We start from the raw sequence: 24450 nt of genomic DNA, 5'->3' as shown, positions 1-24450 counted from the left end.
ATCGACCGCGTCCCGACCGACCGGTCGCGCCCCGGCTGACCGCGCGTCCCGACCGGCCGGCCGACCGCGACCCGGCCGGTCGTGTCCCGGCCGGTCGGCCGGGGCGTTCAGAACGTGAGGACGATCCGGCCGGTGGCGGTGCCCTCCTGCTGGCGCCGCCACGCCTCCCCGGCGTCCCCCGGCGACATGCTCTCGTGGGTGACGGACAGGGTGCCGAGCAGGGCCTGTTCGGCGACGAACGCGATCGAGGCGGCGCGGCGCTCCGGGCTCAGCTCGTTGTTGGTGTAGCCGAGCAGGCGCAGTGACCTGCCGCGCAGGGTGGCCGAGTCGATCGGGCAGGTCTCGCCCGCCGAGCCGCCGAGGTTGACCAGCCTGCCGCCGGGGCGCAGGGTGCGCGCGGCGGCCGCGGCCGGTACGCCGAACAGCGGGTCGAGCACCAGGTCGACCGGCCCGTCGGCGACGGCGGCGAAGCGCGCCGCCAGTTCGGCGACGTCCCCGGTGTCGAGCGCGACGACGGCGTCGGCGCCGGCCCGCTCGGCCCGGCCCCGGGCGGCGGCGGACCGCGCGCCCGCGATCACCCTGCGGGCACCGGCGACGCGGGCGAGCCGGACGGCCGCCTGGCCGACCACGCCGCCGGCGCCGAGCACCAGAACCTGCTCCCCGGCGACCAGCTCGCCGCGCCAGGTCAGCGCCAGGTGCGCGGCGACGGCCGACAGCCCCAGCGCGGCGATCGCCACCGGATCGACCCCGGCGGGAAGCCGCACCACGTCACCCACCGGCACGCGGGCGACCTCGGCCATGCTCCCGTCTCCCGGCGCCATCCCCGCCGAGGTCGCGAACCACACCGGCTCGCCCTCGACGGTCCCGACCCCCTGCACGCCCGGCACGTACGGGGTCCGCGGTCTCCCGAAATAGGACGTGCCGCTCGCGCACAGCAGGTCGAGCGGGGTGATGGGGGCGGCCGTGACCGTGACCAGCGTCTCGCCGGGGACGGCCGCGGGCGCGTCCCGCTCGACCGGCACGGGCGGACGGCCGGGTTCCTGGATCTCTATCGCGCGCATGGGCTCAGGTGGCGATGTCGGGATAGGGGAGCGCGAAGTGCGCGAGCCGTTCGGCGTACTGGAGCTGGAAACCGAGAGGCTCGTCGTGGTCGCGTTCGAACATCGCGATGAAGAGGGTGAGGGTGAGGAACGGGTGCGCCCCGAGTTCGAACAGCGTGGGGTAGTCGTGCTCGGCGAGCGCGGCGCGTTCGGTGTCGTCGAAGCGCAGCCAGGTGCTCGACTCGCCGTCGGCGCAGTTGAGGATGCGGTTGGCCTGCTCCCTCTCCCACCACTCCACGGTGCCCCGGGGGTCCTCGCGGTAGCGCTCGACGAGCTCGGGGTCGCGGTCGACGGTGTAGAGGAACTTGTTCAGCAGGTATTTGCTCACTGGCCGACTCCGTTCGGGTACCAGGTGAAGTAGGCCTCCATGGTGTGGAACAGGTCGTAGGTGTCGACGTAGTCGGCCTTCCTGCCTTCGCCCGCGACGCCCATCATCAGCATGAAGTCCATGAAACCGTGGGTGGCGTTGCCCGGCGCGTGCAGGCTGTCCAGCGTGACCTCCGACAGGCAGCCTTCGAGGTCGCCGGTGGAGATCCACTCCACGGCGCGCCGGTCGAACTCCGGGTCGGGGCCGTGCGGACCGAACTGCCGGGGCCCGCCCAGCTCCAGCGACAGGTGCCCGGTGCCGATGACGGCGACCCGCACGTCCTGCGGCCAGGACTCCACCAGCTCGCGGATCGTCTTCCCGAGCTGCACGAAGCGCTTGGGCCGCGGCAGCGGCGGGGCGAAGATGTTGGTGTAGACCGGCACGATCGGCAGGTCGTTCTGCGGGCGCAGCGTGATGATCGGGCACGTGATCGAGTGGTCGATCCGCAGCTCGTTGGAGAACGCCAGGTCGAACCCCGCGTCCATGCCCTCGCGCAGCAGGTAGGCCGAGAGGTCCTCCTGCCCCTTGAGCAGCATGCGCGGCAGCCCGAACTCGCGCTCCTCGTTGTAGAAGTTGGCGTCGTAGAACGGCGCCTTGCCGATGAGGAACTGCGGCATGTTGTCCAGCCACAGCTGGTGGAAGTGGTCCGAGCCGACCATCACCAGCACGTCGGGGCGGGCCCTGGTCAGGGTCTCGCGGAACGCCTCGACCTTTCGTACCCACTCGTCGGCGAACTCCGGGCGGTCCGCACCCGTCGCGGTGCTCGCCCGGTAGTAGAACGGGTGGTGCGTGGACGCGACCACGGCGACCAGTTCGGCCATCGGATCTCCTTGTCAGACGGTCTGCGAGGTTAGGGGCGGTCTTCCGGGGTGCCCGGGGTGCTCGGGGGGCTCGGAATGTCCCGGGTGCGCGGGGTGCCCGGAGTGTCCCGGGTGCTGAGGGTGTCCGGGGTGTACGGCACGGGCTCGACGGACCGGTTGTTGAGGTCCACCGAGAGGAAGATGTCGTTGCCGACCGGGTTGCGTATCTCCTCGGCGAGCTGCCCGATCAGCCCGGCGGTCCTGGCGAGCAGGGCGAACCCGCGCAGCAGCTCCAGCGGCAGGCCCAGGTCGGCGAGCGCGGCGCCGCACACCCCGGCCCCGTTCAGCGGCAGCGTCCGGCCCAGCACCCGCGGGTGCACCCGGCCGATCGCCGCGAACAGCGACAGGTGCGGCCCGAACACCCCCTCCTCGGTGGCGATCTCCATCAACCGGGGGGTGCGCGGGTCGCCCTCCTTGTGGACGTGGTGGCCCAGCCCGGGGACGAACCTCCCGGCCGCGCGCCGATCCCGGACGGTCTTCAGGGCGAGGGCGTCCCAGCCGTCTTCGCCGTCCGGCAGGTCGCCGTCCACCGAGGTGAGCACGTCGTGCAGGAAGCGGCCGGTGTCCTCGGTGACGCCCAGGAACCTCGACCCGCCGCCCAGCAGGCCCGCCGCGAGCGCGCCCTGCACCGAGTCGGGCGCCGACAGGTAGGTGAGGCGGGTGACGATCGCGGTCGGGGTGAAACCGTGGTCGGCGAGCGCGGCCAGCACGGCCTCGAACACCCGCACCTCACCGCGTCCCGGCCGCCGCTGGGTCGCGAGCCAGAACGCCAGCTCGCCGAACCCGACCTCGCCCATGACGTCCGCCGCCAGGTCGTGGCCGAGCAGAGTGATCTTCTTGAGGCTGGACGCGCCGAGCGCGGTCGGATACCCGGGACGGTCGATCCGCTCAGCCACGGTCGTCCTCCCTCGTGAGCCGTTCGCGCGGTTCAGCCACGGTCGTTCCCCTCCGTGAGCCATTCGCGCAGCTCGGCGCCGTGCTCGTCCAGTTCGGGGGGCGGCAGCCGGTAACCGGCCGGGGTGCGCGAGAACCTGATCGGATGCCGTGTCGTCGGCACCGCCCGGTCGTCCTCGCCCACCTCCACGATCGGGTCCAGCTCGAAGCGCTCGGCCATCGCGAACCCGCCGTCGATGGTGTTGATCGGACCGCTCGGCACACCGGCCGCCACCAGCAGCTCGAACCACTCGACCGCGCCCCGCTGGGCCAGCCGCTCGACGAGGATCGGCCGCAGCTCGTCACGGCGCTCGGTACGGTCGGCGTTGCGGGCGAACCGCGGGTCGTCGGCGATCTCCGGGATGCCCAGGACCTCGCACAACCTGCGGAACTGGCCGTCGTTGGCGGCGGTGACGATCAGGTCGTTGTCGGCGGTCGGCAGCGGCTCGTACGGGAACACGCTGGGGTGCGCGTTGCCCATCCGGTAGGGCACCACCCCGCCGGCCACGTAGGCGGAGCTGTGGTTGACCAGCCCGGTCAGCGCCGACGACAGCAGGTTCACCTCGACGTGCTGTCCCTGGCCGGTCGCGTCCCGATGGCGCAGCGCCGCGAGGACGCCGATCACGAGGTGGTTGCCGGCCATCACGTCGAACGCCGACATCCCCGCGCGGTAGGGCGGCCCGTCCGGATCCCCGGTCAGGCTCATCAGGCCGGAGATCGCCTGCACCATCAGGTCGTACCCCGGCACGTCGCGTCCCTTGCCCGACCCGAAGCCGCTGATGGAGCCGTAGACCACGCCGGGGTTGGCCGCGCGGACGCTGTCGTAGTCGAGGCCGTACTTGGCCAGGCCGCCGGGCTTGAAGTTCTCTACCACCACGTCCGCCCTGCGGGCCAGCTCGCGGGCGAGCCCGGCGTCGGTCTCGTCGCGCAGGTTCAGCGCGATCGAGCGCTTGCCGCGGTTGACGCCCAGATAGTAGGTGGACACGTCCCCGCGAACCGGCGGCGTCCACGAGCGGGTCTCGTCGCCCCCCGGGCTCTCGACCTTCACCACCTGGGCGCCCAGGTCGGCCAGCAGCATGGTGGCGTACGGTCCGGCCAGCACCCGGGAGAAGTCCGCGACCAGCACCCCCGACAGCGGCCCCCCGGTGGCCTCGTCCGGCGACGCAACGCTCACTGACATCCAACTCCCTTTGTGGTCCGCTCAGTGGACATATGTCCGCTAAGGAGATTCTGGCAAACATGCGTCATCCGTCAAGCCAGACCCAGGTAAAAAAGATCTGTTGACAGCCGGAGTGTGAGACGTGACAGTACGGAGAAACGTATTGACCGTAAAGCGGACATACGTCCGGTCACGCGCTCTGGTATGCGCGGTGAGGAGTTCTGGTCATGAGCGAACGGATTCGGTTCGAGGCCGACCGGCCGGTGGTGCTGCGCGGAGGCACGGTGCTGCCGATGGACGACGGGCGCCGGATCCTCACCGGCACCGACGTCCTGGTCATCGGCGACCGGATCGCGGACGTCGGACCGGAGCTGCCCGTGCCGGACGGCACCGCCGAGATCGACGCGACCGACGGCATCGTGATGCCCGGCATGATCGACACCCACCGGCACATGTGGCAGACCGCGATGCGCGGCTACGGCGCCGACTGGACCCTCACGCAGTATTTCATCTGGTACTACCTGGAGCACGGCAAGCTCTTCCGGCCCGAGGACGTCCACGCCGGAAACGTGCTGGCCGCGATCGAGGCCCTCGACGCCGGTGTCACGACCGTCGTCGACTGGTCACACGGTCTCCAGACGGTCGACCACGCCGACGCCGCCGTGGACGCGCTGCGGTCGGTGCCCGGCCGGTTCGTGCTGGCCTACGGCAACCTCCAGCGGGCGCCCGCCGACTGGACCGCCGCGCCGGAGTTCCGCGACTTCGTCCGGCGGCGGATCACCGGGGACGACATGCTCGGCTTCCAGCTCGCCTTCGACGTCACCGGAGACCCGTCCTTCCCCGAGAGGCCCGCCTTCGAGGTCGCCCGAGACCTCGGCGTCGCGGTCACCACCCACGCGGGCGTGTGGGGCGCCACCGGCGACGACGGCATCCGGCTCATGTACGACCACGGCTTCATGAACGCCGGGACGGTGTACGTCCACGCCGCCTCGCTGTCCGCGGACTCCTACCACCGCATCGCGGCCACCGGCGGCTCCATCTCGATCTCCACGGAGAGCGAGCAGAGCGCGGGCCAGGGTTACCCGCCCACCTGGGCCATCCGGGCCCACGGCATCCCGGTGTCGCTCTCGATGGACACCAGCGTCTGGTGGAGCGGCGACCTCTTCTCCGCCATGCGTACGACGCTCGGCGCCGACCGTTCCCGCGAGCACCTGGAGGCCCACGCCAAGGGCGACACCGTCACGCACAGCGGCCTGCGCGCCGACCAGGTCGTCGACTGGGCCACCCGTGGAGGCGCCCGCGCCCTCGGCCGTGACGGCGAGCTCGGCGCCCTGGAGGTGGGCCGCAAGGCCGACATCGTCCTGATCAAGAACGAGCACTCACCGGTCTCGTTCCCGCTGCTCAACCCCTACGGCCACGTCGCGTTCCAGGCGCAGCGCGGCGACGTGCACACCGTCCTGGTCAACGGCCGCGTCGTCAAGCACGAGCACCGCCTGCTCGGTGTCGACCTGGCCGCCGCCCGCGAGAAGGTCGAGCGGACCGTCGACCACCTGCGGACCACGATGGGAGAGGAGGAGTGGCGCAAGGGAATGAACCCCGACATCCCCCAGACCACCCTCCTCGACAACCCGTACACCTACACCGACTACCACAGCGACTCGACCCACACCCGCCGGGACTCCGAGTAGGGCCCGGGCGTCCGGAAGATCGATGGCGACCTCGCCGGTATCGATCAGCCGCGCTTCTTCCGTTGGATGAACGGAAGGAACGAACGCCTGCCACGCGGCGGTTCGGGAACGGGAGCGGGTTTCTCCTGGGCCGGATGACGGGTTCGCCAGTCGGCGAGGGCCTTCTCCACGTCGACGAGGGGCTGGAAAAGCGGCGGGCCGGACAGGGGTCTTCCGTGGCTCTCGCGGATCCTGTCGTTCACGTCTTCGACGATCGCCCGAGCCTCGGCCTCCGTCCGCGCGTCCATCGCCTCCGCCACGGACTCCTCGACCTCCTTACGCAGCGCGAGCGTGCCCGGCAGCGGGAAGGCCAGATTCTCCTCAAGCATCTTCTGCTTGATCCACCACATCTCGTCGTGCGGCTTCCCCTCGCCGGGGAGGGGCTTGCCGGCACCCGGCAGGTCGTCGAACTCCCCGCGTTCGGTGGCCTCACGAATCTGCCGGTCGATCCAGGTCTCGAAGCCGACCCCCGGTGGCTTGCGTTCCGTCATGGATCTCACCCTTCATGCCGTGACCAGCACCGCCTTCGAGAATAACCGGAGGGGCCACGGGCTCTTCCGGGCACCGACCACAAGTGATCTCCAGGTCGGTTACCACCGGCGGTCCCCATCGTTGGGGCAGGCCGCAGAGCGCGGTCCGTTTCACCACGATGAGGATCTCGCACCGTGGCTGGACGAGCGGTGGCGCGCGTCGGAGATCCGGTGGTTCTGGCTGTGAGCCGGATGGACACCTTCACGGACACGGCTCGCCCGAGGGCCAGGGGCTGGATGGGCGAGGACGGGCCGGGGCGCGGAATCGCCCGAACGGAGGTGACGATTTTCCAGCCGGGGTGATTCCGGCTTTCCGATCATGAGGATGCTCGCGGTGAACGGAGGGGGCCGGCCGACGACCAGGAGCGCGCGGGCTGACCTATCCCCGGCTTCCCTGGTCTCCCTGGGTTTCGCTCTTGGCCAGCGTTTCCAGGACCTTGTCGAGCCGGGCCTTCCTGTTCTCCGGTGTGAGCGCCTGGAGCAGCGGCAGGATCACCAGGTAACGTCCAGTCTTGTCGAGCGCCTCGAACGCCTTCCTCGCCTCCGGGTTCGTGTCGAGCGCCGCCGTGAGGTCGGGAGGCACCGTCGCCGTCTTCTGCGACTCGTAGGCCACCGCCCAGCGCCCGTCCTCCTGCGCCTTGCGCACCTCGGCCAGCCCTGGTTCGCGCATCCGCCCGGCGGCCGTCAGCATCGCGACCTTGTCGACGTTCACCTGCGACCACAGGCTCCTGGGCCGGCGCGGCACGTACTTCTGCAGGTAGTACTGCTCGTCGAGAGGGAGCCGCTGCCCGGAGATCCAGCCGTAGCACAGCCCGACGTCGACCAGCTCGTCGGAGGTGACCGTCGGAATGCCGGACTTCTTCTTGGCCAGCTTGATCCACAGACCCTCCTGGCGCGTGTGGTGCTCGGCGAGCCAGCTCTCGAACGCCTCGGCGTCCACGAAGGCGATGATCTCCACTCCGTCGCGCTCATCCATGTGGATCAGGCTATCTCCGCGGGCGTCCCGGTGCCCCGCGAGATCGGCGGCCGGACCCCCGGGCTCAGGCGTTCTTCTTGGACCGGCGGTAGGCGCGCATCTTGGAGCGCGTACCGCAGATCTCCATCGAGCACCACCGGCTCGCCCGGTTGCGGGAGCGGTCGTAGAAGACCCATTCGCAGCGGTGCTCGTGGCAGGCCTTGAGCCTGGACCAGGAACCGTCGACGACGGAATCGGAGACGGCGGCGAGGACGGTCGCGAGCGCGCCACGCACGTCGGTCTTCTCCGGGCGCAGGCCGATCGCGCCGGTCTCGTCGAATCCCAGGACGAGCGGGCAGTCGCGGGCGATGTGCTCGACGGTGGCGCGGGCGCCAGGGGTGGGGTCACCGCCGTTGTTCTCGCGCAGGAGGGCGCGCAACGCCTCCCGCAGGGTGACGGCGTCGCGCCGGTCGAGGTCGTCGGGCCTCAGATCCTCGAATCCGTGGCGGGTCAGCCAGCCGACGAATCCGTCGGCCGTGGCGAACTCGTCCGGCCCGAACTCCACGTTGACGCTGTTGACGAAGTCCTGCACCAGCGAGAGCCGGCCCGGGGCGGCGGCCTTGTTCCCGGGTTGTCCTTTCACCTCGCCCACTTTAACGGCAACGAATTTTCGTCGGCAGCCCCGCTCTCACTTTGCCGGCGGGCACGGCCCCGCACGGGATCGACCTCCCGCACAGGAACGGCTCCACGCGCAAGAACGGCCCCGTGCGGAAATGGACCCGTTTTCGCTCCCGCTTTCACTTCGGCGGGAAACGGGAACCGTACGAGAACGTCGCGGTGAACCGAGCCGGGGAGGGAGGTTCATTTTTCGGCCGGGCCGACTCGGCGATTTCCGACCTCCCCTTCCTGTTTTCCCCGGCTGGAAACGCACCGTCACCTTGACGTGGAACAATGCGGGCGAAGTACTGTGGATCATATGCTGATCGTCGTCGCGGGATCGACCGGCCTCATCGGCAGAACAGTGGTCTCCGAGCTCCGCGAGGCGGGTCACGAGGTGCGCAGGCTCGTCCGGCGCGGACCCGCGGCGGAGGACGAGCACGAGTGGGACCCGTCGTCCGGCACGATCGCGCGAGAAGCGTTCGACGACGGCGTCGACGCCGTGATCAACCTGTGTGGCGCGTCGTTCCAGGGCCGGTGGAACGCGGCGCGTAAGCGCTACATCCGCGCCAGCCGCATCGAGCCGGCCAGGACGCTGGCCGAAGCCGTCGCCAAGCACGGCGTCCCCACCCTGCTCAACGCGTCCAGCCTGAGCTTCTACGGCGACACCGGCGACGTCGTCACCGACGAGACGGCGGGCGAGGGCCCCGGCTTCCTCGCCGAGATGGTCGTCGACTGGGAGGCCGCGACCACCGTGGCGCGCGACGCGGGCAGCCGGGTCGTGCTGCTGCGCACCGGTCTCGTCCTGTCGCCCGACGGTGGCCTGCTCAGGCCGCCGATCCAGTTCGGGCTGGGCGGGCGGCTCGGCGACGGCAGGCAGTACGTGGCGTGGATCAGCCTGCCGGACGAGATCGCCGCCATCCGTTTCCTCCTGGACAACCCGGACGTCTCGGGGCCGGTCAACCTGTGCGCGCCGGAACCCGTGACCAACGACGAGTTCACCAAGGCGCTCGGCCGGGCGCTCCGCCGGCCCGTGCTCCTGCCCGTGCCGAAGGCGGTGGTCCGGGCCGTGCTCGGCGAGGCGGCCGACGAGCTGGCACTCATCAGCCTGCGCGTGGTCCCGCGGGTGCTGCGCGACGCGGGGTTCACGTTCCGGCACGCCGACTTCGGCACCGCGCTCGCCGACGTCCTGCGCCCCTCGATGTCAGGCCGGTGACGGGACGCCGTCGCGGAACGTGTGGCGACCAGGCTAGTGGCCCGTCACCCAACGTTAGTCGGGTGATTGGCGTCGGCGGGTGAGGTCCATCAGGCTGTCTCCAACGCTTTTGCTGGAGGTGGGTGTGGCGCGTCGACCGGAGGTTTTCGTCCGGCCGTTGTCGATGGAAGAAGGCCGCAAACTGCAGCGGATCAGCCGGACCGCCAAGGATCCGATCAAGCTGCGGCGGGCGATCGTGGTGATGATGTCCGGTCAGGGCCGGTCGGTGCCGGACATCACCTCGTTGATGCAGGTCGGTGACGATTACGTGCGTGAGGTCATCCACGCCTTCAACGAGCGGGGGTTTGACGCGCTGAACCCAAAATGGAGCGGGGGCCGTCCTTCGGCGATCAGTGTGCGGGCGCGGGAGCGTATCTGCCTGATCGCCAAGACGGTCCCCGCCGAGTGGGGCATCACTGGCATGTCGACCTGGAGCCTGCGCACGCTGGCCGAGCACCTCATCACCCAAGGGGTGGTGGCGGCGATCAGCCGCGAGCATCTGCGACGGATCTTGCGCAAGGGCGGGGTGAGTTGGCAGAGCACCACGACGTGGAAGGCCTCCACCGACCTGGACTTCATCGCCAAGATGCACCGTGTGCTGGAGCTGTATGACCAGCGGCCCGTCGACGGGCGGGTGGTCTGCGTCGATGAGTTCGGGCCGTTGAATCTGATGCCGCGTAAGGGCAAGCGGTGGCGGCCGGTGGGCTCGCCGGCCCGGTTACGGGCCACCTACCACCGCTATGACGGGGTGATGCAATTGATCGCCGCCCTGGATCTGGTCAGTGGCAAGCTGTTTTACCGCATCCGCACGCGCAAACGGTGGCGGGAGTTCTTGTCCTTTCTCAAGAGGCTCCGGGCGTGCTGGCCCGGCGAGAGGTTGTATGTGATCGTCGATAACTACGCGCCGCGCAAGCATCGCGAGGTCCGCGCCTGGGCGGCCGACAATGACGTCGAGCTGGTGTTCTTGCCGACCTATGGCTCGTGGCTGAACTGGATCGAGCCCGAGTTCGCCGCCCTGCGGTACTACGCCCTCAACGGCACCGATCACCGCAGCCATGCCGAGCAGAACGCGGCGATCGGTGCCTACGTGCGCTGGCGCAACGCCCGAGCCCAGCCCAAGACGAACTTCGCTGCCAGTTCACCCATCCGAAGCTGGACCAGTTATCTGGCCAAAGCTGCGTGACGGGCCACCAGATCGAGAGTGATCGTTTCCCAGATCGCGATGCACTACACCGTCGGTGAGGCGTTGACCCGTCGGTCATGCTGCTGCTGTCTGCGTGCGTGCGTAATTATGCCGATTGGGGGAGGATTCGGACGTCGTTGACACCCTCGATCACTTCACGCCTGAACGTGGTGATGCCGCTTCGGGTACGGCTCGGCCGACAGTAACCGTCAGCACCATGAGGATCGCGATCGCTCCACCGAGCACCATGACGGTCGATGGGGAAGCCGCGTCCACCACGACACCTCCGAGCAGAGCGCCGATGGCGATGGTGGCCTGGAAGGATGAGGTGAAGAGAATGGAGGCCGCCTCCGGCGCGTGGGGGGCCGAGGTGGAGAACCAGGTCTGCGAGCAGACCGGGATGGCGCCGTAGGCCAACCCCCACACAATGAGCAGCACGATCGCGCCGATATATCCCCTGCCAAGGACCGGAAGCAGCAGGGTTGCGCCGGCGAGCATGCAGCCGCTGACGACGAACGTGGCCCGCAGGCCATGTGTCACCGTCACGCCCGCGATGAAATTGCCGATGATGCCGGCGATGCCGTACGCGAGCAGGAACGTGGTGATCAGACCAGGGCTTACCTGGGTGACCTGCTGCAGGAAAGGAGTCACATAGGTGTAGGTCCCGAAATGGGCCATCACTATGAGAAACGTCAGAACAAGCCCGACACGGGCACCGGCACTGCGGAACAGGTCGCCCAGGACCGTTAACCGCGTCACCTGGACGGCGGGCAGCGGTGGCACCAGCACGATCAGCGCGAGAAACACCCCCACCGTCATCACCCCCATGACGACGAAGGCCATCCGCCAGCCCGCGAGGTGCCCAATGAGGGTACCCGCGGGTACGCCGAGTACGGATCCCAGCGGGACGGCGGAGAAGATCACCGCAGTCGCCGTACCGACCCGCTCCGTTCGCACCAGCCGTACGGCAAGACCGGCGCCGATCGACCAGAAACCACCGATGACCAGCCCGACCAGAACTCGGGAAATCACCATGACCCAGTAGGCCGGTGCGGCAGCCGCGAGGAAGTTCGCGATGGCCAAAAGGAGCATCAAGGCGCATAGCATCAAACGCCGGTCGAATCGCCCGGTCACGACGGTGACCGTCGGGGCGGCGATCGCGGCCAGAATGCCGGGAATCGTCATCATCAGGCCCGCTGCACCGTTGGAGATGTCGAAACTGGACCCGATGGACGTCAGCAAGCCGATCGGCAAGATCTCGGCGGTAACGATCGAGAAGATCCCCAACATCACTGAAATAACAGCCAGCCAACCGATCAGCGGTGATCGTGTCGGCACGGCAGAGGCGGCGGTAGAGGTAGAGGACACGCGCCCAGTCCAGCAGCAATTACGGCCATGGGCTGGCGGGTTTGAGACCTCACCGTCAGATCCCGGAGCGAGTGGCCCTGCATACAACGTTGCCCGGGTCCCTCCGATCGGGAGCAGCACCTGTCCCAAAATAATCCCGCCAACATTCAGAGACGGGTCACTAGGACGAGGCCGAGGTCCCGGTGAACCGGTAGCGGGTCTGCGCGGGCGGCTCCTTCCCGAACGCGAACACCTTGACGGGCTCGATGCGGAACACGACCGCGGGATGGCCCGCGACCTGGGCGACGTCGTCGACGAGCTCCAGGCTCCAGCTGTTGTGGGCGCCGTACTTCGCGTCGAACGCCTCGACGATCCCCGGCAGGGCCTCGGGAGCGGTGACCTCGGTGGCCACGCCCTCGACGACGACGTCGAGCCCCTTGGTCCAGAGGTTGTTCCCCGTCGTCACCGCGACCTTTCCGCTGTGCTCCAGGTTGCGCATCTTCTGCTCGATCGAGGCGGTGGTGAAGTACACGGCGTCGTCGTGCCACACCGCGACCACCGGCGTCACGTGGGGGCGGCCGTCGGCGCGGACGGTGGTCAGCCAGAACAGCTCGGCCGTCTCCAGCAGGTCCAGGGTCTCCCGCCACGAGGTGGGCTCCACTCCCGGTTCGCTGTAACGCACTTCCAGTTCGGCCTCGGGATAGGTGGTGGACATCGTTTCTTCCTTTCTGCCGTACGGGGGGCGGACAGGGGTGATCTCGATCTCGACCTCGCGTAACCATGACCGCGGTGACGGGAAATGATGTTCCGAGCACGAGGCTACGACCGCCGTGACAGGCGGACAACGACGTTCCAATAAGGGCTTTCTCTCGCACCGATCAAGCCCGATGGTGGTTTGGATTCGCCGTCCGTGATGAGCAGGGGTTTTCGACTTAAATAAGAAATTCCTGCCTCGCGTAATAAGTAATCCTTATGGCACGCTCGTTGTCCTTGAAGGTGTTGTCGACATAACTTGAGACCCTGGCCGAGGGGGAGAGCCGGTGAGACATGACATCTTTGACAGCCCCGACATTCCCCACGGCCGGGGACCGAGGTCCCCACGCTGGAGGTATTCGATGACGGACGAGAATCTGCACTTCACCTCGGTCGACGAGTTCGACACCTGGTTGGAGGCGAACCACCGGACCGCCGACGAGGTCTGGGTCGCCCTGCCGAAGAAGGGGACGGAGGTGCCCTCGGTCACCAGGTCCCAGGCCCTGGACGTCGCCCTGTGCTACGGCTGGATCGACGGCAAGGCCTTCTCGGGAAACGCGCCGGAGGGCTGGTGGGCCCAGCGCTTCTCGCCGCGCAGGGCCCGCAGCTCCTGGTCGAAGATCAATTGCACCAAGGTCGAGAAGCTCATCGCCACCGGCCGGATGCGGCCGGCCGGGCTCGAACAGATCGAGCTGGCCAAGGCCGACGGCCGCTGGGACGCGGCCTACGCCCCGCCGAGCACCGCGGAGGTCCCCCCTGACCTGCGGGCGGCGCTCGACGCCTCCCCGGCCGCGGCGGCCGCCTTCGCCGCCCTCAGCAAGAGCAGCGGCTACCAGATCCTGCTCACCATTCAGAAGGCGAAGAAGCCCGAAACACGAGCACGCAGAATCGCCGTCTACGTCGAACGCCTGGAGGCCGGAGAACCACCCCACGGCCCCCGGAGAAAGCCCTGACGCCGGAACGCCGGTGTGCCGCGCTTGAGCGGACCTTCCCCGAGTGGCACATCGTCCCGCCGAACGGTGGGCTCCCCGCCGGGATCACCGTGCGACGCGGAAGAACTCACGCAGGTCGCCGACGAGCAGGTCGGGTGCCTCCATCGCCGGGAAGTGGCCACCTCGGCCGAACTCCGACCAGTGCTCGACGGTGTCGGCCGGGTCGGCGAGCGCGCGGATCGTCATGTCCGCCGCGAACACCGCGATCCCCTGCGGCGGCGCCGGCGGGGACGGCCACCCGGCTTGATCGTCGCCGGAAGCCCACCCGGCCTGGTCGTCGCCGGACTGCTGGGCGGCGATCTCGCGGTAGGCGCGCATACCTTCGTAGACGATGCCGGCCGAGGACGCGCCGGAGCCGGTGAACCAGTACAGGCTCACGTTGGTGAGCAGCCGGTCGCGGTCCACCGCGTGCTCGGGCAGTTCGGCGGCCGGATCGGTCCACTCCTTGAACTTCTCCGCGATCCACGCCAGCTGCCCGATCGGCGAGTCGGTCAGCGAGTAGGCGAGGGTCTGCGGCCGGGTGGACTGCAGGTGCAGGTAGCCGAGGCCGTCCTGGCGGGCGGCGTTGAATCGCTCGGCGCGCGCCCGGTCCGCGTCGGACAGGCCGTCCAGCTCGATGGGCGGGCCGAACGGGTACGGCGACGGACCGTTGAGGTGGGTGGCGACCACCCGGCCGGGCGCGGCCATGGGCAGCAGCATGGTCACGCCGCCGCCGATGTCCCCGCCCTGCGCGACGAACCGCTGGTAGCCGAGCCGGCTCATCAGTTCCCCGAACGCGGCGGCCACCCGGAACAGGTCGCCCCAGCCCGGTTCCCGCACCGGGTTGGAGAACCCGAAGCCGGGCAGCGACGGGATCACGACGTGGAAGGCGTCCGCCGGGTCACCGCCGTGCGCGCGGGGATCGGTCAACGGCCCGATCACGTCCAGGAAGTCCACGAACGAGCCCGGCCAGCCGTGGCACAGGATCAGCGGCAGCGCGTCCGGCTCGGGCGAGCGGACATGCAGGAAGTGGATGTCCTGGCCGTCGATCGTCGTCACGAACTGCGGGTGCTCGTTCAGCGTCTTCTCCTGCGCGCGCCAGTCGAAGTCGTTCGCCCAGTGGTCGGCCAACTCCTTGAGGTAGCCGACGGGGACGCCGCGCTCCCAGCCGGTTCCGGGGATCTGCCGGGGCCAGCGGGCGAGGGTGAGGCGATCGCGCAGGTCGTCCAGCTCGGCCTGGGAGATGTCGACGCGGAACGGGCGGATGCCGGTGTTGTTGTCCATGGCGAGAAACGTAGGAGCGATACAGGAAAGCTCCGTTCCTGTATCCGGGCAGACTTGGAACATGCTCGACACGGCACAACGACTACTGCGGCTGCTCTCCCTGTTGCAGGCGCCGCGCGACTGGACCGGGCCGGAACTGGCCGAGCGCCTCGGCGTCACCACACGCACCGTGCGCAACGACGTGGAACGCCTGCGCGACCTCGGCTATCCGGTGCACGGGATCAGGGGCGTCACCGGCGGTTACCGGCTCGGGGCCGGTGCGACGTTGCCGCCGCTGCTGCTCGACGACGAAGAGGCGGTCGCCGTCGCCGTCGGGCTGCGGGTGGGCGCCACACAGGGCGCGGTCACCGGTATCGAGGAGGCGGCGCTGCGTGCCCTGACCAAGCTCGAACAGGTGCTGCCGTCGCGGCTTCGCCGCCGTGTCAACGGCCTGCGCGCGTACCTCGTCCCGCTCCCGCACGCCGGTCCCAGCGTGGACGCCGCCACGCTCACCGCGATCGCGGCGGCCTCCCGCGACCACGAGCGGCTCCGGTTCGACTACACCGGCCACGACGGGTCGGCCGGCCGCCGCGAGGTCGAGCCGCACCGGCTCGTGCACAGCCGAGGCCGCTGGTACCTGGTCGGGTGGGACGTCGCGAGGTCCGACTGGCGTACGTTCCGGGCGGACCGGATGCGGTTGCGGACACCGAACGGCCCGCGGTTCACCCCGCGCGAGGATCCCGGCGGCGACCTCGTCGGCCACGTCGCCACCGGCCTGGCCACCGCGCCCTGGCAGTGCCGGGCGCGGGTGACGGTGCGCGCACCGGCCGAGCACGTGCGCGACCGGCTGCCGCCCGGCGTTCCGGTGGAACCTCTGGACGACGACACCTGCGTGGCCGAGGTCGGCTCGGACACGCCGCGGATGCTGGCCGCGTACCTCGGCATGCTCGATGCCGACTTCCAGGTCACCGAGCCGCCCGAACTCGTCGCGGAGATCCGCGTGCTGGCCGACCGCTACAGGCGGGGGGTTCCGGCGGTTCCGGGGGAGATCAAGCGACTCCCAGATGTGTGAGTGATGTCTGCGACACGCCGCGACAGGACCCGACACAGTGGGCACCTGATGCTTAACCTGCAGAAACAGGCGTACACCACCGGCGGGTCCGGGCTGTGAAGACGGCGTGCCTTCTTCGACCGCGATCGCGCGGGTCGCGACAACGAAGAGCAACGAGGAACAACGAAGGGGACATCATGGCCGGCACCTCACCCCACGTCACCTCCCTGGCGAACGCGACACCCGCGTTCGAGAGCGAGCTCGGGTCGGTCACCCTGGTCGACGCCACCGCCCTGCCCATTCTCAGCGGGCTCTCGATCAAGCACGTGGCCCTCGAACCCGGCGCGATCCGCGAGCCGCAGTGGAACGTCAACGCCAACCAGATCGGCTACTGCCTCTCCGGCACGGTCCTGGTGTCGATCCTCGGGAACGCCGACGCCTTCTCCTCGTTCGTCATCGCCGCGGGGCAGATGTACCACGTCGAGTCGGGCGCGGTTTACCACCTCGAGAACATCGGTGAGGACCGCGCCGAGTTCGTTCTCGCGCTGCGCGACGAACGCCCTCGGCACTTCTCGCTGCGCGACAGTTTCGGCGCCATGACCGACGCGGTGCTCGGGAACACCTACGACCTGCCCGCCTCGGCGTTCGCCGCCTTCGAACGGTCTCCGGCCCAGCAGATCGTCCGCCGCACCGGAGCCCCCGACATTCCGTCCACGGCCGGGCTGCCCAACGCCCACCTGTTCGACGTCGAGGGCCAGCACCCGCCGCTGTCCTACGCCTACGGGAACGCCCGCCTCGCCCGCAAGCAGTACTGGGCCGCCCTGGAGGACATCTCCATGTACTCCCTGCGCATCAAGGAGAGCGGGATGCGCGAACCGCACTGGCACCCCGTCACCGGCGAGATGGGGTACGTCGAGAAGGGGCACGCCCGCATGCGGGTGCTGGACCCCGACGGCACCCTCGACGAGTATCTGCTCAGCCCCGGTGACGTCTACTTCGTGCCACGCGCCTTCCCGCACCACATCGAGGTCATCGGCGAGGACGACATCCACTTCCTCATCTTCTTCGACCAGCCCATGCCCGCCGACATCGGCTACCGGGCCAGCGCGTCGGCGTTCTCCCGCGAGGTTCTCGCCGCGAGTTTCGGCATGTCCGAGCGTGACCTCCCCCGGTTCCCCTTCACGCCGGTCGACCCGCTCTTCGTCGCCCGGGCCAATCCCTCCGACCCGGTCCGCTGAGGACGTCGCCCGGCGGGGCCTTTCCTCGGTTCCGGGGATGTCGCGGTTCCGGTGACGGGTCGGTCCTCGGTTCCGGTGACATCGCAGGGCGGGTGATGTCCGGAAAAAGATGACCATCGCCTAAAGTCGGGCGAATGGCCCCGATCCCCTCGCGGCTGGCCTGGTTGGACGCCCTGCGCGGACCCGCCGCGCTCGCCGTCGCGCTGCACCACTCCGGCTGGACCTTCATCCCGGACCTCTGGGCCGAGGTGGACGGCAGGATCGACGTCGGCACCTGGGGCGTCTTCGTGTTCTTCCTGGTCAGCGGCTACATCATCCCCGCCTCCCTGGAGCGGCGCGGTGACCTGCGGGCCTTCTGGATCGGCCGCGCCTTCCGCCTCCTTCCCCTGCTGCTCGCCGCGCTCGGCCTGGCGCTTCTTCTCGCGTACGCCGGGGCGTTCGCCCTCCACCCGGGCCTGAGCGTGCGGCCCCTGCCGCTGGTCGTCCTCGGGAACGTGACGATGCTGCAGGAGCTGCTCGGCGTGCCCGCCGTCATCGACGTGATGTGGACGCTCTCGTACGAGATGGCGTTCTACCTGCTGGCGGTCGGGCTGTTCGCCACGGGGCGGGCGCACCGGTCGGCCACGACCGCGATCGTCCTGGCGCTGTCGGCCGTACTCCTGGGCCTCCTGCTGCCGGGGCCGGTCATCGGTGGCCGCGCCGACCTGGTCGCGGCGCTTCTCGGGGTCGCGGTGGTCGCGGTCGTCGTGGTGTCGGCGCGGGCGGGGGGCGGGGCGCGTACGGCCGCCGCGGTGGCGGGCGCCCTCCTCGGGCTGGCGCTGGTGATCCTGGGCAGCCGGATCGGCGCGTGGCAGGGCCTGATCATCCTGGCCATGATGTTCGCCGGTACGGCCGTGTACCGCGCCGAGCAGGGGACCATCCGGTGGCGTACCGCCGTCGCCTCCGTGCTGACGGTCCTGGCCTGCGGGGTCCTCGCCAAGGACGATCCCGGCTGGGCGCCGGCGCTCCTGCTGGCCGCGGGTTTCTTCGCGGCCGGGTTCGCGCTGCGGCGCCGGTCGTTCCCCCGGTGGCTCGCCCACCTCGGGGTGATCAGCTTCTCCCTCTATCTGCTGCACCCGCTCCTGCTGCGGATCAGCCCGAACCTCCCGCTGTTCTTCCTCGCCCTGATCCCGCTCTGCTACCTGACCCACCGCCTGCTCGAGGCCCCCGCTCAACGTCTCGGCAGGCGGCTGGCCAGGTCCTCGGCCCGGGAGTCCGCGCCGGGCGGATCCTAGGACTCTCGCTCCGCCGTCCGGGTCAGGGGGCGGCGTACCGCTCGGCGTAGACGGCGGACGGCTCGGTCGGGGTGATCACGTCGATGAGCACGCCGTCGGGCGCGGCCACGATGAAGTGCCGCTGCCCGAACTCCTCGGTGCGCAGCGTCAGCTCCACCGGGAGCCCCGCCTCCCGTACGAGCCTGTCGTGCTCGGCGTCGACGTCGGCCACCTCGAAGTTGAGGATCAGCCCCCGAACCGCCGAGCGGTGTTTCTCCGGCACCGTCGGATGGTCGCGGTCGACGAGCGCGAGCTCGTAGTGCGGCGGTTCCGGACGTCGCAGGCTCACGTACCAGTCCGCCTCGAACGTCGTCTCGAAGCCGAAGAACCGCCGGTAGAAGTCGTGGGACTCGGCGATCCGATCGGTGCAGACGACCGGGTAGAAGCTCGTGAGGGTCATGCCCTCTCCCTTCGGCCAATTCACATACCGTCGGTATGTGAAGCTAACATACCATCGGTATGCCAACAAGGGAGGTCGTGGTGGACCGGGCACGGCAACGGCTGGAGACCAGGCGGGCGCTGGTGACCGAGGCCAGGGCGCTGTTCGCGCGGCACGGGTACGCCGCGGTGAGCCTGGCGCAGATCGTCGGGGCGGCGGCCGTCACGAAGGGCGCGCTCTACCACCACTTCGAGAGCAAGGCCGCCCTCTTCCATGTGGTCGTCGAGCAGGTGCAGCAGGAGGTCGGCGAGCGGGTCGCGGCGGCGGCGGACGCGCACGACGACCCGTGGGAGCAACTGGTCGCGGGATGCCGGGCCTTCCTCGCGGTGAGCCGCGACCCCGACGTGCAGCGGATCATGCTCGTCGACGGCCCCGCCGTGCTCGGCTGGAACGAGTGGCGGGCCATGGACGAGGCCTCCTCGGCGCGGCACCTCACCGAGGCGCTCGTCACGCTGATCGAGGCGGGGATCATCGCGCGCCGGCCCGTGGAGCCGCTCGCCCACCTCCTGTCCGGCGCGATGAACGAGGCGGCCCTGTGGCTGGCCCGCTCCACGGACCCCGACGACCTTCCCGCCGTCACCGAGGCGCTGTCGCGCATCCTGGAATCCCTGCGCGAGCCCCGGTAGGCGACCGGGGCGTTCTCTGGGTTCGGGACGTTCCTCGCGTTCGGGGTTTCCGGGCCTTTCGGGGCCTCCGAGGTTTCCCGGCCCGGACGGGACCGCCACGCACTGGCTAGGATCGGTTCACACGAGTCTGTTCTGATGGAGGACGGTGACCGAGTCCAGGCATCCGGGCGGCCGTCCGCGCGACTCCATCGCGGCGGCCGCGATGGCGCTTTCCCGCCTGGGACACCTGGGCCGCCTGCGTGACCTGCCGGTCATCCTCATGCTGGCGTGGGTGGGCTGGCTCGCCATCCCGTGGCCGTCCAGCGGTCTCGTCCACGCACGCAGCGCGACCACCCAGCCCCAGGACGGGCACGCGGGCGCCAGGGCCGAATCCCCGTCCCCGGGCACCGGTCCTCCCTCCGTCTCCCCTGTCCCCACGGCACAGACCCTCGGCGTGGAGCTTTCGAACGGCGGAGTCTCCGGTACGGACGTCCCGGCGAGCTGGAGCCTGAACGCGGCGCCGGCCCGTCCGGCGCTGCTCGTGAAGCCGGGCAAGCCGGATAAGTCGGATAAGTCTGGCGGGCCGGACGGGTCGAGTGAGACGGCACGGGAGCTGATCGCTCTGGAACGGGCGCGCATCGCGGGGGAGGTGCACGACGTCGCGGGGCACGGCCTCGCGACCATCGCCATGCAGTCCGGGATCGCCCTGCTCGTGTTCGACGAGCGGCCCGACCAGGTCCGCGAGTCACTGGAGGCGATCCGCTCGACCAGCGTGCGGGCACTCGACCAGCTCCGCTCCGCGCTCGACCTCATCCACCCCGGAACCTCCGCCGGTCCGCAGGCTTTCGTCGATCCGGAAGCTCTCTCCGGCACCGATCCCCTCTCCGGTCCGGGGACCTCCGCCGGTCCGGGGACCTCCGCCGGTCCGGGGACCTCCGCCGACCACGACCTGCCCCGGCTGATCGACGGAGTGCGCGCGGCGGGGGTGCCCGTCGACGTCGAGCCGGCCGCGCCGGATGTCCCCGCGCGCCTCGAAGGCGTGGTCTACCGCGTCGTGCGCGAGTCGCTGACCAACGTCCTGCGCCACGCCGGTCCGACCAGGGCACTGGTCCGCGTCACCGGCGACCCGCACGCGTTCGTCCTGGAGGTCGCCGACAGGGGGAGCGGTCCTTCGGGAACGGCCGCCGAGGGCCGCGGGCTGGCCGGGATGCGGGTACGGGTCACGGAGGCGGGGGGCACCTTCGACGCGGGCCCCCGCGAGGGCGGCGGGTTCCGCGTCGTGGCCCGCTTCCCCCGGGAGAACGTGTGATGTCTCCGGTCGTGGCCCGTTCCTCCCGGGAGGGTCGCGGGGCGTCTCCGGTCGTGGCCCGTTTCACCCTGGAGGCCGCGTGACGTCTCCGGTGGGTCCGATCCGGGTGGCGCTCGCCGATGACCAGGCCGTCGTACGCATGGGGCTCCGGGCGCTCATCGACCGCGAGCCCGACCTGGAGTTCGCCGGGGAGGCCGCCGACGGCGCCGCGGCGCTGAGGCTGCTGCGCGAGACCCTTCCCGACGTCCTGCTGCTCGACATCCGCATGCCCGGCATGGACGGCATCGACACGCTGCGGGCCATCGCCGCCGATCCCGCGCTTCGTGCCACCCGGGTGGTCGTCGTCACCACCTTCGAGGTCGACCGGTACGTCTTCGCGGCCCTCCAGGCCGGGGCGAGCGGGTTCGTCCTCAAGGACAGCGCCCCCGAGGAGCTCACCCGCGCGATCAGGGTCGTCGCCTCGGGTGAGGCCCTGCTCTCCCCGTCCGTCACCAGGAAGGTGATCGGGCTGTTCGGCCGCCACGACGTCACCCCGGTGGAGGGCCTCGACACCCTCACCCCCAGGGAGCGGGAGATGGTCGCCTGGGTGGCCACCGGCCGGTCGAACGACGAGATCGCCGCGGAGCTGGTCATCAGCCCCGACACGGTCCGCACCCACGTCAGCCGCGCCATGGTGAAACTGCACGCCCGCGACCGGGCACAGCTGGTCGTCTTCGCGCTCAGGTCCGGGGTGACGATCCCCTGAGGAAGCCCCCGTAGTCACGCTGGTCCAGTTGCGCCTCGATCTGTTTCACCGTGTCCAGCCCCACCCCGACCATGATGAGGACGCTCGTCCCGCCGAACGGGAAGTTCTGCTGGGTCGCCGGGTCGCGCAGCAGCATGAACGCGATGATCGGGATCAGCGACAGGGTGGCGAGGTAGGCCGCTCCCGGGGCCGTCAGCCGCGAGAGCACGTACCGCAGATACTCCGCGGTGGGCCGTCCCGGCCGGATGCCGGGGACGAACCCGTTGAACCGCCGCATGTTGTCGGCCACCTCCTCCGGATTGAAGGTGATCGACACGTAGAAGTAGGTGAAGGCCACGATCAGCAGGAGGTACGCCGTGATGTAGACCGGATGGTCGCCCGAGACGAGATAGCGCGCGATCCACGCGGACACCGGTCCGGTGCCGCCCGTCAGCTGCATCGCCAGCTGCGGGAGGAAGAGCAGGGACGAGGTGAAGATGACGGGGACGATCCCGGCCTGGTTGACCTTGAGGGGGAGGTAGGTCGAGGTTCCGCCGTACATCCTGCGCCCGACCATCCGCTTGGCGTACTGCACCGGGATCCGTCGCTGCGCCTGTTCGATGAACACCACCGCCGCGACCAGGAAGACGCCCGAGACCAGCATCGTCGCCAGGGCGAGCGGGCTGAGCCGGAAGATGTTCGACATGTAGGAGGGGAACACGGCGATCACCTGGGTGAAGATCAGAATGGACATGCCGTTCCCGATCCCCCGGTCGGTGATCAGCTCGCCCAGCCACATGACCACGCACGTCCCGGCCACCAGGGTGACCACGACCACCGCGATCGTCATGAGGCTCTGGTCGTACAGCACCTGCCGGTCGCAGTTGGGGAAGATCCGGCCCGCGCGGGCCATCGCCACGACGGTGGTGGCGTTGAGGACGGCCAGCGCCACCGTCAGGTATCTCGTGTACTGAGTGATCTTCGCCTGCCCCTGCCGTCCCTCCTTCCTGAGCGCCTCCAGGCGCGGGATCATCACGGTGAGCAGCTGGACCACGATCCCGGCGGTGATGTACGGCATGATCCCGAGGGCGAACACCGAGAGTTTCAGCATCGCCCCGCCGCTGAACAGCTGCAACATGTCGACGAGCCCGCCGCGGGTTCCCCCGTTCAGGCACTCGCGCACCGCGACCACGTTCACGCCGGGCGCGGGCAGTATCTGCCCGAACCTGAACAGCGTGATCATCGCCAGCGTGAAGAGCAGTTTCCCGCGGAGGTCGGGCACGCGGAGGACACGGATGAGCATGGTGGGCATGCGCAGAGTCTGGGCGCGCGGGCGTGAGGCGACATCCGCTCATCCGAGGCTTCGTCGTACGCGAATCCGCGTACTTCCCGAGAGCCCGGCTCCGCGCGAAACTCTCAGAGCTCTCGGAACTCTCAGAAGTCTTCGGACGCTGCCAAATCCCCCCGCAAGGCCATGGTTTCGTCAACGCACTACGAAGTTCGCGCGATGCGGTCGTCTGCCCGGTGGTGGGTGTCACCCGTTGACCTAACTTCGAGGTATGTCCAGCTCGCACACCACCCTGAGGAAATGACCATGGCCTTCGTCACCACCGCGGACGGTACCGAGATCTTCTACAAGGACTGGGGCGGCGGGCAGCCGGTCGTCTTCAGCCACGGCTGGCCGCTCAACGCCGACGTCTGGGACGACCAGATGAAGCTGGTCGCGGACAACGGCTTCCGGGCCGTCGCGCACGACCGCCGGGGGCACGGCCGTTCCGGCCAGCCCTGGAACGGCAACGACATGGACACCTACGCCGACGACCTGGCCCGGCTGATCGAGACCCTCGACCTGCGCGAGGTGATCCTGGTCGGTCACTCCACCGGCGGTGGCGAGGTGACCCGCTACATCGGCCGGCACGGCACCTCCCGCGTCGCCAAGGCCGTCCTGCTGGGCGCGGTCCCGCCGCTCATGCTGAGGACCGACGCCAATCCCGAGGGCCTGCCGATCGACGTGTTCGACGGCATCCGCGCGGGGGTCGAGGGTGACCGCTCGCAGTTCTACAAGGACCTCAGCATGCCCTTCTACGGCTTCAACCGGCCCGGCGCGGAGGTGTCGGAGGGGGCGAGGGAGGCCTTCTGGCTGTGGAGCATGCAGGTGGGCCTCAAGGGGGCGTACGACTGCGTCAAGGCCTTCTCCGAGACCGACTTCACCGAGGACCTCCGCCGCTTCGACGTCCCGACCCTCATCGCGCACGGTGACGCCGACCAGATCGTGCCCATCGGGGCCGCCGCGCTGAAGTCGGCCGAGCTGGTCAAGGACGCCACCCTGAAGGTATACCCGGGCAGGCCGCACGGCCTGGTGGGCGCCTACAAGGACGAGTTCGGCGCCGACCTGCTGGCCTTCATCACCTCCTGAGACGGTTCGGACCTCTGGCACGGTTCGGCTCCAGGGACGGTTCGACCTCGGGGCGGTTCCACCTTGGGGGCGGTTCGCCCTGGGACGGCTCGACGTTCTGGGACTGTTCGCCCTGGGACGGCTCGACGTTCTGTGACGGTTCGGTGTTCTGGGACGGCTCGGTGTTCTGCGACGGTTCGACGTCCTGGGCGAGACCGCCACCGCCCTGGACGGGGGCGATACCCGCCCTCGTCACGATCGCGAACGTTCGAGGTGGAAATCGTTCGGAAGCGCACGATTCTCGTTTCGTGTCGCG

Annotated in this window: 25 protein-coding genes; 11 read left to right on the top strand and 14 right to left on the bottom strand. The window is 69.6% G+C overall.

Going from position 1 to position 24450, the window contains the following annotated elements:
- Window positions 1–107 precede the first annotated feature (107 nt).
- The 5 genes from ACFFRH_RS06580 to ACFFRH_RS06560 are packed head-to-tail and all read right to left on the bottom strand — an operon-like array spanning window position 108 to window position 4440.
- Window positions 108–1061 (bottom strand): quinone oxidoreductase family protein, encoded by a 954-nt coding sequence (locus ACFFRH_RS06580; protein WP_344745858.1) that lies wholly within the window; start codon window positions 1059–1061, stop codon window positions 108–110.
- 4 nt (window positions 1062–1065) lie between these two features.
- The gene (locus ACFFRH_RS06575; RefSeq protein ID WP_344745857.1) at window positions 1066–1428 is read right to left on the bottom strand and encodes a hypothetical protein; all 363 of its coding nucleotides are present in this window, start codon (window positions 1426–1428) and stop codon (window positions 1066–1068) included.
- Window positions 1425–2288, bottom strand: coding sequence for a DODA-type extradiol aromatic ring-opening family dioxygenase (locus tag ACFFRH_RS06570; protein ID WP_344745856.1), 864 nt, complete (start codon window positions 2286–2288; stop codon window positions 1425–1427). Before ACFFRH_RS06570 ends, ACFFRH_RS06575 begins: the two co-directional genes overlap by 4 nt.
- A 29-nt stretch (window positions 2289–2317) precedes the next feature.
- Complete coding sequence (locus tag ACFFRH_RS06565; RefSeq protein ID WP_344745855.1) at window positions 2318–3223, bottom strand: citryl-CoA lyase; 906 nt, start codon at window positions 3221–3223, stop codon at window positions 2318–2320.
- A gap of 32 nt (window positions 3224–3255) precedes the next feature.
- A complete protein-coding gene (locus ACFFRH_RS06560; protein WP_344745854.1) occupies window positions 3256–4440 on the bottom strand; it encodes a CaiB/BaiF CoA transferase family protein in 1185 nt (394 codons plus the stop codon).
- A gap of 206 nt (window positions 4441–4646) precedes the next feature.
- Between ACFFRH_RS06560 and ACFFRH_RS06555 the strand changes: the two genes are divergently transcribed.
- A complete protein-coding gene (locus tag ACFFRH_RS06555; protein ID WP_344745853.1) occupies window positions 4647–6107 on the top strand; it encodes an amidohydrolase family protein in 1461 nt (486 codons plus the stop codon).
- Between the two features lie 44 nt (window positions 6108–6151).
- Here ACFFRH_RS06555 and ACFFRH_RS06550 read toward each other — a convergent pair whose 3' ends face one another.
- From ACFFRH_RS06550 to ACFFRH_RS06540, 3 genes are all read right to left on the bottom strand, one after another.
- Window positions 6152–6637, bottom strand: a complete 486-nt coding sequence (locus ACFFRH_RS06550) for a DnaJ family domain-containing protein (RefSeq protein ID WP_344745852.1) — start codon at window positions 6635–6637, stop codon at window positions 6152–6154.
- Between the two features lie 418 nt (window positions 6638–7055).
- Window positions 7056–7652 (bottom strand): YdeI/OmpD-associated family protein, encoded by a 597-nt coding sequence (locus ACFFRH_RS06545; protein WP_344745851.1) that lies wholly within the window; start codon window positions 7650–7652, stop codon window positions 7056–7058.
- 64 nt (window positions 7653–7716) lie between these two features.
- Window positions 7717–8274: a CGNR zinc finger domain-containing protein gene (locus ACFFRH_RS06540; RefSeq protein ID WP_344745850.1), complete on the bottom strand. Its 558-nt coding sequence runs from the start codon at window positions 8272–8274 to the stop codon at window positions 7717–7719.
- 333 nt (window positions 8275–8607) lie between these two features.
- On the opposite strand from ACFFRH_RS06540, the gene ACFFRH_RS06535 reads away from it, so the two are divergent.
- Window positions 8608–9504, top strand: coding sequence for a TIGR01777 family oxidoreductase (locus tag ACFFRH_RS06535; protein WP_344745849.1), 897 nt, complete (start codon window positions 8608–8610; stop codon window positions 9502–9504).
- 163 nt (window positions 9505–9667) lie between these two features.
- Window positions 9668–10726, top strand: coding sequence for an IS630 family transposase (locus ACFFRH_RS06530; protein WP_344745908.1), 1059 nt, complete (start codon window positions 9668–9670; stop codon window positions 10724–10726).
- Between the two features lie 150 nt (window positions 10727–10876).
- On the opposite strand, the gene ACFFRH_RS06525 is transcribed toward ACFFRH_RS06530, so the two are convergent.
- Together ACFFRH_RS06525 and ACFFRH_RS06520 are read right to left on the bottom strand one after the other, a co-directional pair.
- Window positions 10877–12094, bottom strand: a complete 1218-nt coding sequence (locus tag ACFFRH_RS06525; protein ID WP_386154960.1) for an MFS transporter — start codon at window positions 12092–12094, stop codon at window positions 10877–10879.
- A 160-nt stretch (window positions 12095–12254) separates the two neighbouring features.
- Complete coding sequence (locus ACFFRH_RS06520) at window positions 12255–12788, bottom strand: pyridoxamine 5'-phosphate oxidase family protein (RefSeq protein WP_344745847.1); 534 nt, start codon at window positions 12786–12788, stop codon at window positions 12255–12257.
- Window positions 12789–13188: 400 nt separating this feature from the next.
- Here ACFFRH_RS06520 and ACFFRH_RS06515 point away from each other — a divergent pair, with 400 nt between their 5' ends.
- Window positions 13189–13779 (top strand): YdeI/OmpD-associated family protein, encoded by a 591-nt coding sequence (locus ACFFRH_RS06515; protein ID WP_344745846.1) that lies wholly within the window; start codon window positions 13189–13191, stop codon window positions 13777–13779.
- Between the two features lie 84 nt (window positions 13780–13863).
- Here ACFFRH_RS06515 and ACFFRH_RS06510 read toward each other — a convergent pair whose 3' ends face one another.
- A complete protein-coding gene (locus ACFFRH_RS06510) occupies window positions 13864–15081 on the bottom strand; it encodes an epoxide hydrolase family protein (protein WP_344745845.1) in 1218 nt (405 codons plus the stop codon).
- A gap of 61 nt (window positions 15082–15142) precedes the next feature.
- Here ACFFRH_RS06510 and ACFFRH_RS06505 point away from each other — a divergent pair, with 61 nt between their 5' ends.
- The 3 genes from ACFFRH_RS06505 (at window position 15143) to ACFFRH_RS06495 (ending at window position 18623) form a co-directional block, all read left to right on the top strand.
- Entirely contained in the window at window positions 15143–16132 is a 990-nt protein-coding gene (locus tag ACFFRH_RS06505) for a helix-turn-helix transcriptional regulator (protein WP_344745844.1), read from the top strand.
- Window positions 16133–16308: 176 nt separating this feature from the next.
- Complete coding sequence (locus ACFFRH_RS06500; protein ID WP_344745843.1) at window positions 16309–17349, top strand: cupin domain-containing protein; 1041 nt, start codon at window positions 16309–16311, stop codon at window positions 17347–17349.
- A 134-nt stretch (window positions 17350–17483) separates the two neighbouring features.
- Window positions 17484–18623, top strand: coding sequence for an acyltransferase family protein (locus ACFFRH_RS06495; RefSeq protein ID WP_344745842.1), 1140 nt, complete (start codon window positions 17484–17486; stop codon window positions 18621–18623).
- A gap of 22 nt (window positions 18624–18645) precedes the next feature.
- Here the strand turns inward: ACFFRH_RS06495 and ACFFRH_RS06490 are convergent, their stop codons facing one another.
- Entirely contained in the window at window positions 18646–19062 is a 417-nt protein-coding gene (locus tag ACFFRH_RS06490) for a VOC family protein (protein ID WP_344745841.1), read from the bottom strand.
- Between the two features lie 59 nt (window positions 19063–19121).
- Here ACFFRH_RS06490 and ACFFRH_RS06485 point away from each other — a divergent pair, with 59 nt between their 5' ends.
- The 3 genes from ACFFRH_RS06485 to ACFFRH_RS06475 all read left to right on the top strand — a co-directional run bounded on the left by ACFFRH_RS06485 (window position 19122) and on the right by ACFFRH_RS06475 (window position 21760).
- A complete protein-coding gene (locus tag ACFFRH_RS06485) occupies window positions 19122–19727 on the top strand; it encodes a TetR/AcrR family transcriptional regulator (protein ID WP_344745840.1) in 606 nt (201 codons plus the stop codon).
- A 145-nt stretch (window positions 19728–19872) separates the two neighbouring features.
- Window positions 19873–21015, top strand: a complete 1143-nt coding sequence (locus ACFFRH_RS06480; protein WP_344745839.1) for a sensor histidine kinase — start codon at window positions 19873–19875, stop codon at window positions 21013–21015.
- A gap of 79 nt (window positions 21016–21094) precedes the next feature.
- A complete protein-coding gene (locus tag ACFFRH_RS06475; RefSeq protein ID WP_344745838.1) occupies window positions 21095–21760 on the top strand; it encodes a response regulator in 666 nt (221 codons plus the stop codon).
- Here ACFFRH_RS06475 and secY read toward each other — a convergent pair.
- Entirely contained in the window at window positions 21735–23051 is a 1317-nt protein-coding gene (gene secY / locus ACFFRH_RS06470) for a preprotein translocase subunit SecY (RefSeq protein ID WP_344745837.1), read from the bottom strand. The two genes, ACFFRH_RS06475 and secY, sit on opposite strands and share 26 nt — an antisense overlap.
- A 276-nt stretch (window positions 23052–23327) precedes the next feature.
- On the opposite strand from secY, the gene ACFFRH_RS06465 reads away from it, so the two are divergent.
- Window positions 23328–24155, top strand: coding sequence for an alpha/beta fold hydrolase (locus tag ACFFRH_RS06465; RefSeq protein ID WP_446697419.1), 828 nt, complete (start codon window positions 23328–23330; stop codon window positions 24153–24155).
- Here the strand turns inward: ACFFRH_RS06465 and ACFFRH_RS06460 are convergent.
- Window positions 24145–24390 (bottom strand): hypothetical protein, encoded by a 246-nt coding sequence (locus tag ACFFRH_RS06460; RefSeq protein ID WP_344745835.1) that lies wholly within the window; start codon window positions 24388–24390, stop codon window positions 24145–24147. The two genes, ACFFRH_RS06465 and ACFFRH_RS06460, sit on opposite strands and share 11 nt — an antisense overlap.
- Window positions 24391–24450 lie beyond the last annotated feature (60 nt).

This window comes from Streptosporangium vulgare (assembly GCF_042428775.1).
Classification (GTDB): domain Bacteria; phylum Actinomycetota; class Actinomycetes; order Streptosporangiales; family Streptosporangiaceae; genus Streptosporangium; species Streptosporangium vulgare.
Note: the sequence above shows the minus strand (reverse complement) of the source record. Positions and strands in the feature narration are given on the sequence as shown.

Excerpts from the sequence above, each read along its gene's own strand:
- ACFFRH_RS06580 (WP_344745858.1), bottom strand. The coding sequence starts at position 1,061 with ATGCGCGCGATAGAGATCCAGGAACCCGGCCGTCCGCCCGTGCCGGTC.
- ACFFRH_RS06570 (WP_344745856.1), bottom strand. The coding sequence starts at position 2,288 with ATGGCCGAACTGGTCGCCGTGGTCGCGTCCACGCACCACCCGTTCTAC.
- ACFFRH_RS06560 (WP_344745854.1), bottom strand. The coding sequence starts at position 4,440 with ATGTCAGTGAGCGTTGCGTCGCCGGACGAGGCCACCGGGGGGCCGCTG.
- ACFFRH_RS06555 (WP_344745853.1), top strand. The coding sequence starts at position 4,647 with ATGAGCGAACGGATTCGGTTCGAGGCCGACCGGCCGGTGGTGCTGCGC.
- ACFFRH_RS06550 (WP_344745852.1), bottom strand. The coding sequence starts at position 6,637 with ATGACGGAACGCAAGCCACCGGGGGTCGGCTTCGAGACCTGGATCGAC.
- ACFFRH_RS06545 (WP_344745851.1), bottom strand. The coding sequence starts at position 7,652 with ATGGATGAGCGCGACGGAGTGGAGATCATCGCCTTCGTGGACGCCGAG.
- ACFFRH_RS06535 (WP_344745849.1), top strand. The coding sequence starts at position 8,608 with ATGCTGATCGTCGTCGCGGGATCGACCGGCCTCATCGGCAGAACAGTG.
- ACFFRH_RS06530 (WP_344745908.1), top strand. The coding sequence starts at position 9,668 with ATGGAAGAAGGCCGCAAACTGCAGCGGATCAGCCGGACCGCCAAGGAT.
- ACFFRH_RS06520 (WP_344745847.1), bottom strand. The coding sequence starts at position 12,788 with ATGTCCACCACCTATCCCGAGGCCGAACTGGAAGTGCGTTACAGCGAA.
- ACFFRH_RS06515 (WP_344745846.1), top strand. The coding sequence starts at position 13,189 with ATGACGGACGAGAATCTGCACTTCACCTCGGTCGACGAGTTCGACACC.
- ACFFRH_RS06510 (WP_344745845.1), bottom strand. The coding sequence starts at position 15,081 with ATGGACAACAACACCGGCATCCGCCCGTTCCGCGTCGACATCTCCCAG.
- ACFFRH_RS06505 (WP_344745844.1), top strand. The coding sequence starts at position 15,143 with ATGCTCGACACGGCACAACGACTACTGCGGCTGCTCTCCCTGTTGCAG.
- ACFFRH_RS06500 (WP_344745843.1), top strand. The coding sequence starts at position 16,309 with ATGGCCGGCACCTCACCCCACGTCACCTCCCTGGCGAACGCGACACCC.
- ACFFRH_RS06495 (WP_344745842.1), top strand. The coding sequence starts at position 17,484 with ATGGCCCCGATCCCCTCGCGGCTGGCCTGGTTGGACGCCCTGCGCGGA.
- ACFFRH_RS06490 (WP_344745841.1), bottom strand. The coding sequence starts at position 19,062 with ATGACCCTCACGAGCTTCTACCCGGTCGTCTGCACCGATCGGATCGCC.
- ACFFRH_RS06485 (WP_344745840.1), top strand. The coding sequence starts at position 19,122 with ATGCCAACAAGGGAGGTCGTGGTGGACCGGGCACGGCAACGGCTGGAG.
- secY (WP_344745837.1), bottom strand. The coding sequence starts at position 23,051 with ATGCCCACCATGCTCATCCGTGTCCTCCGCGTGCCCGACCTCCGCGGG.
- ACFFRH_RS06465 (WP_446697419.1), top strand. The coding sequence starts at position 23,328 with ATGACCATGGCCTTCGTCACCACCGCGGACGGTACCGAGATCTTCTAC.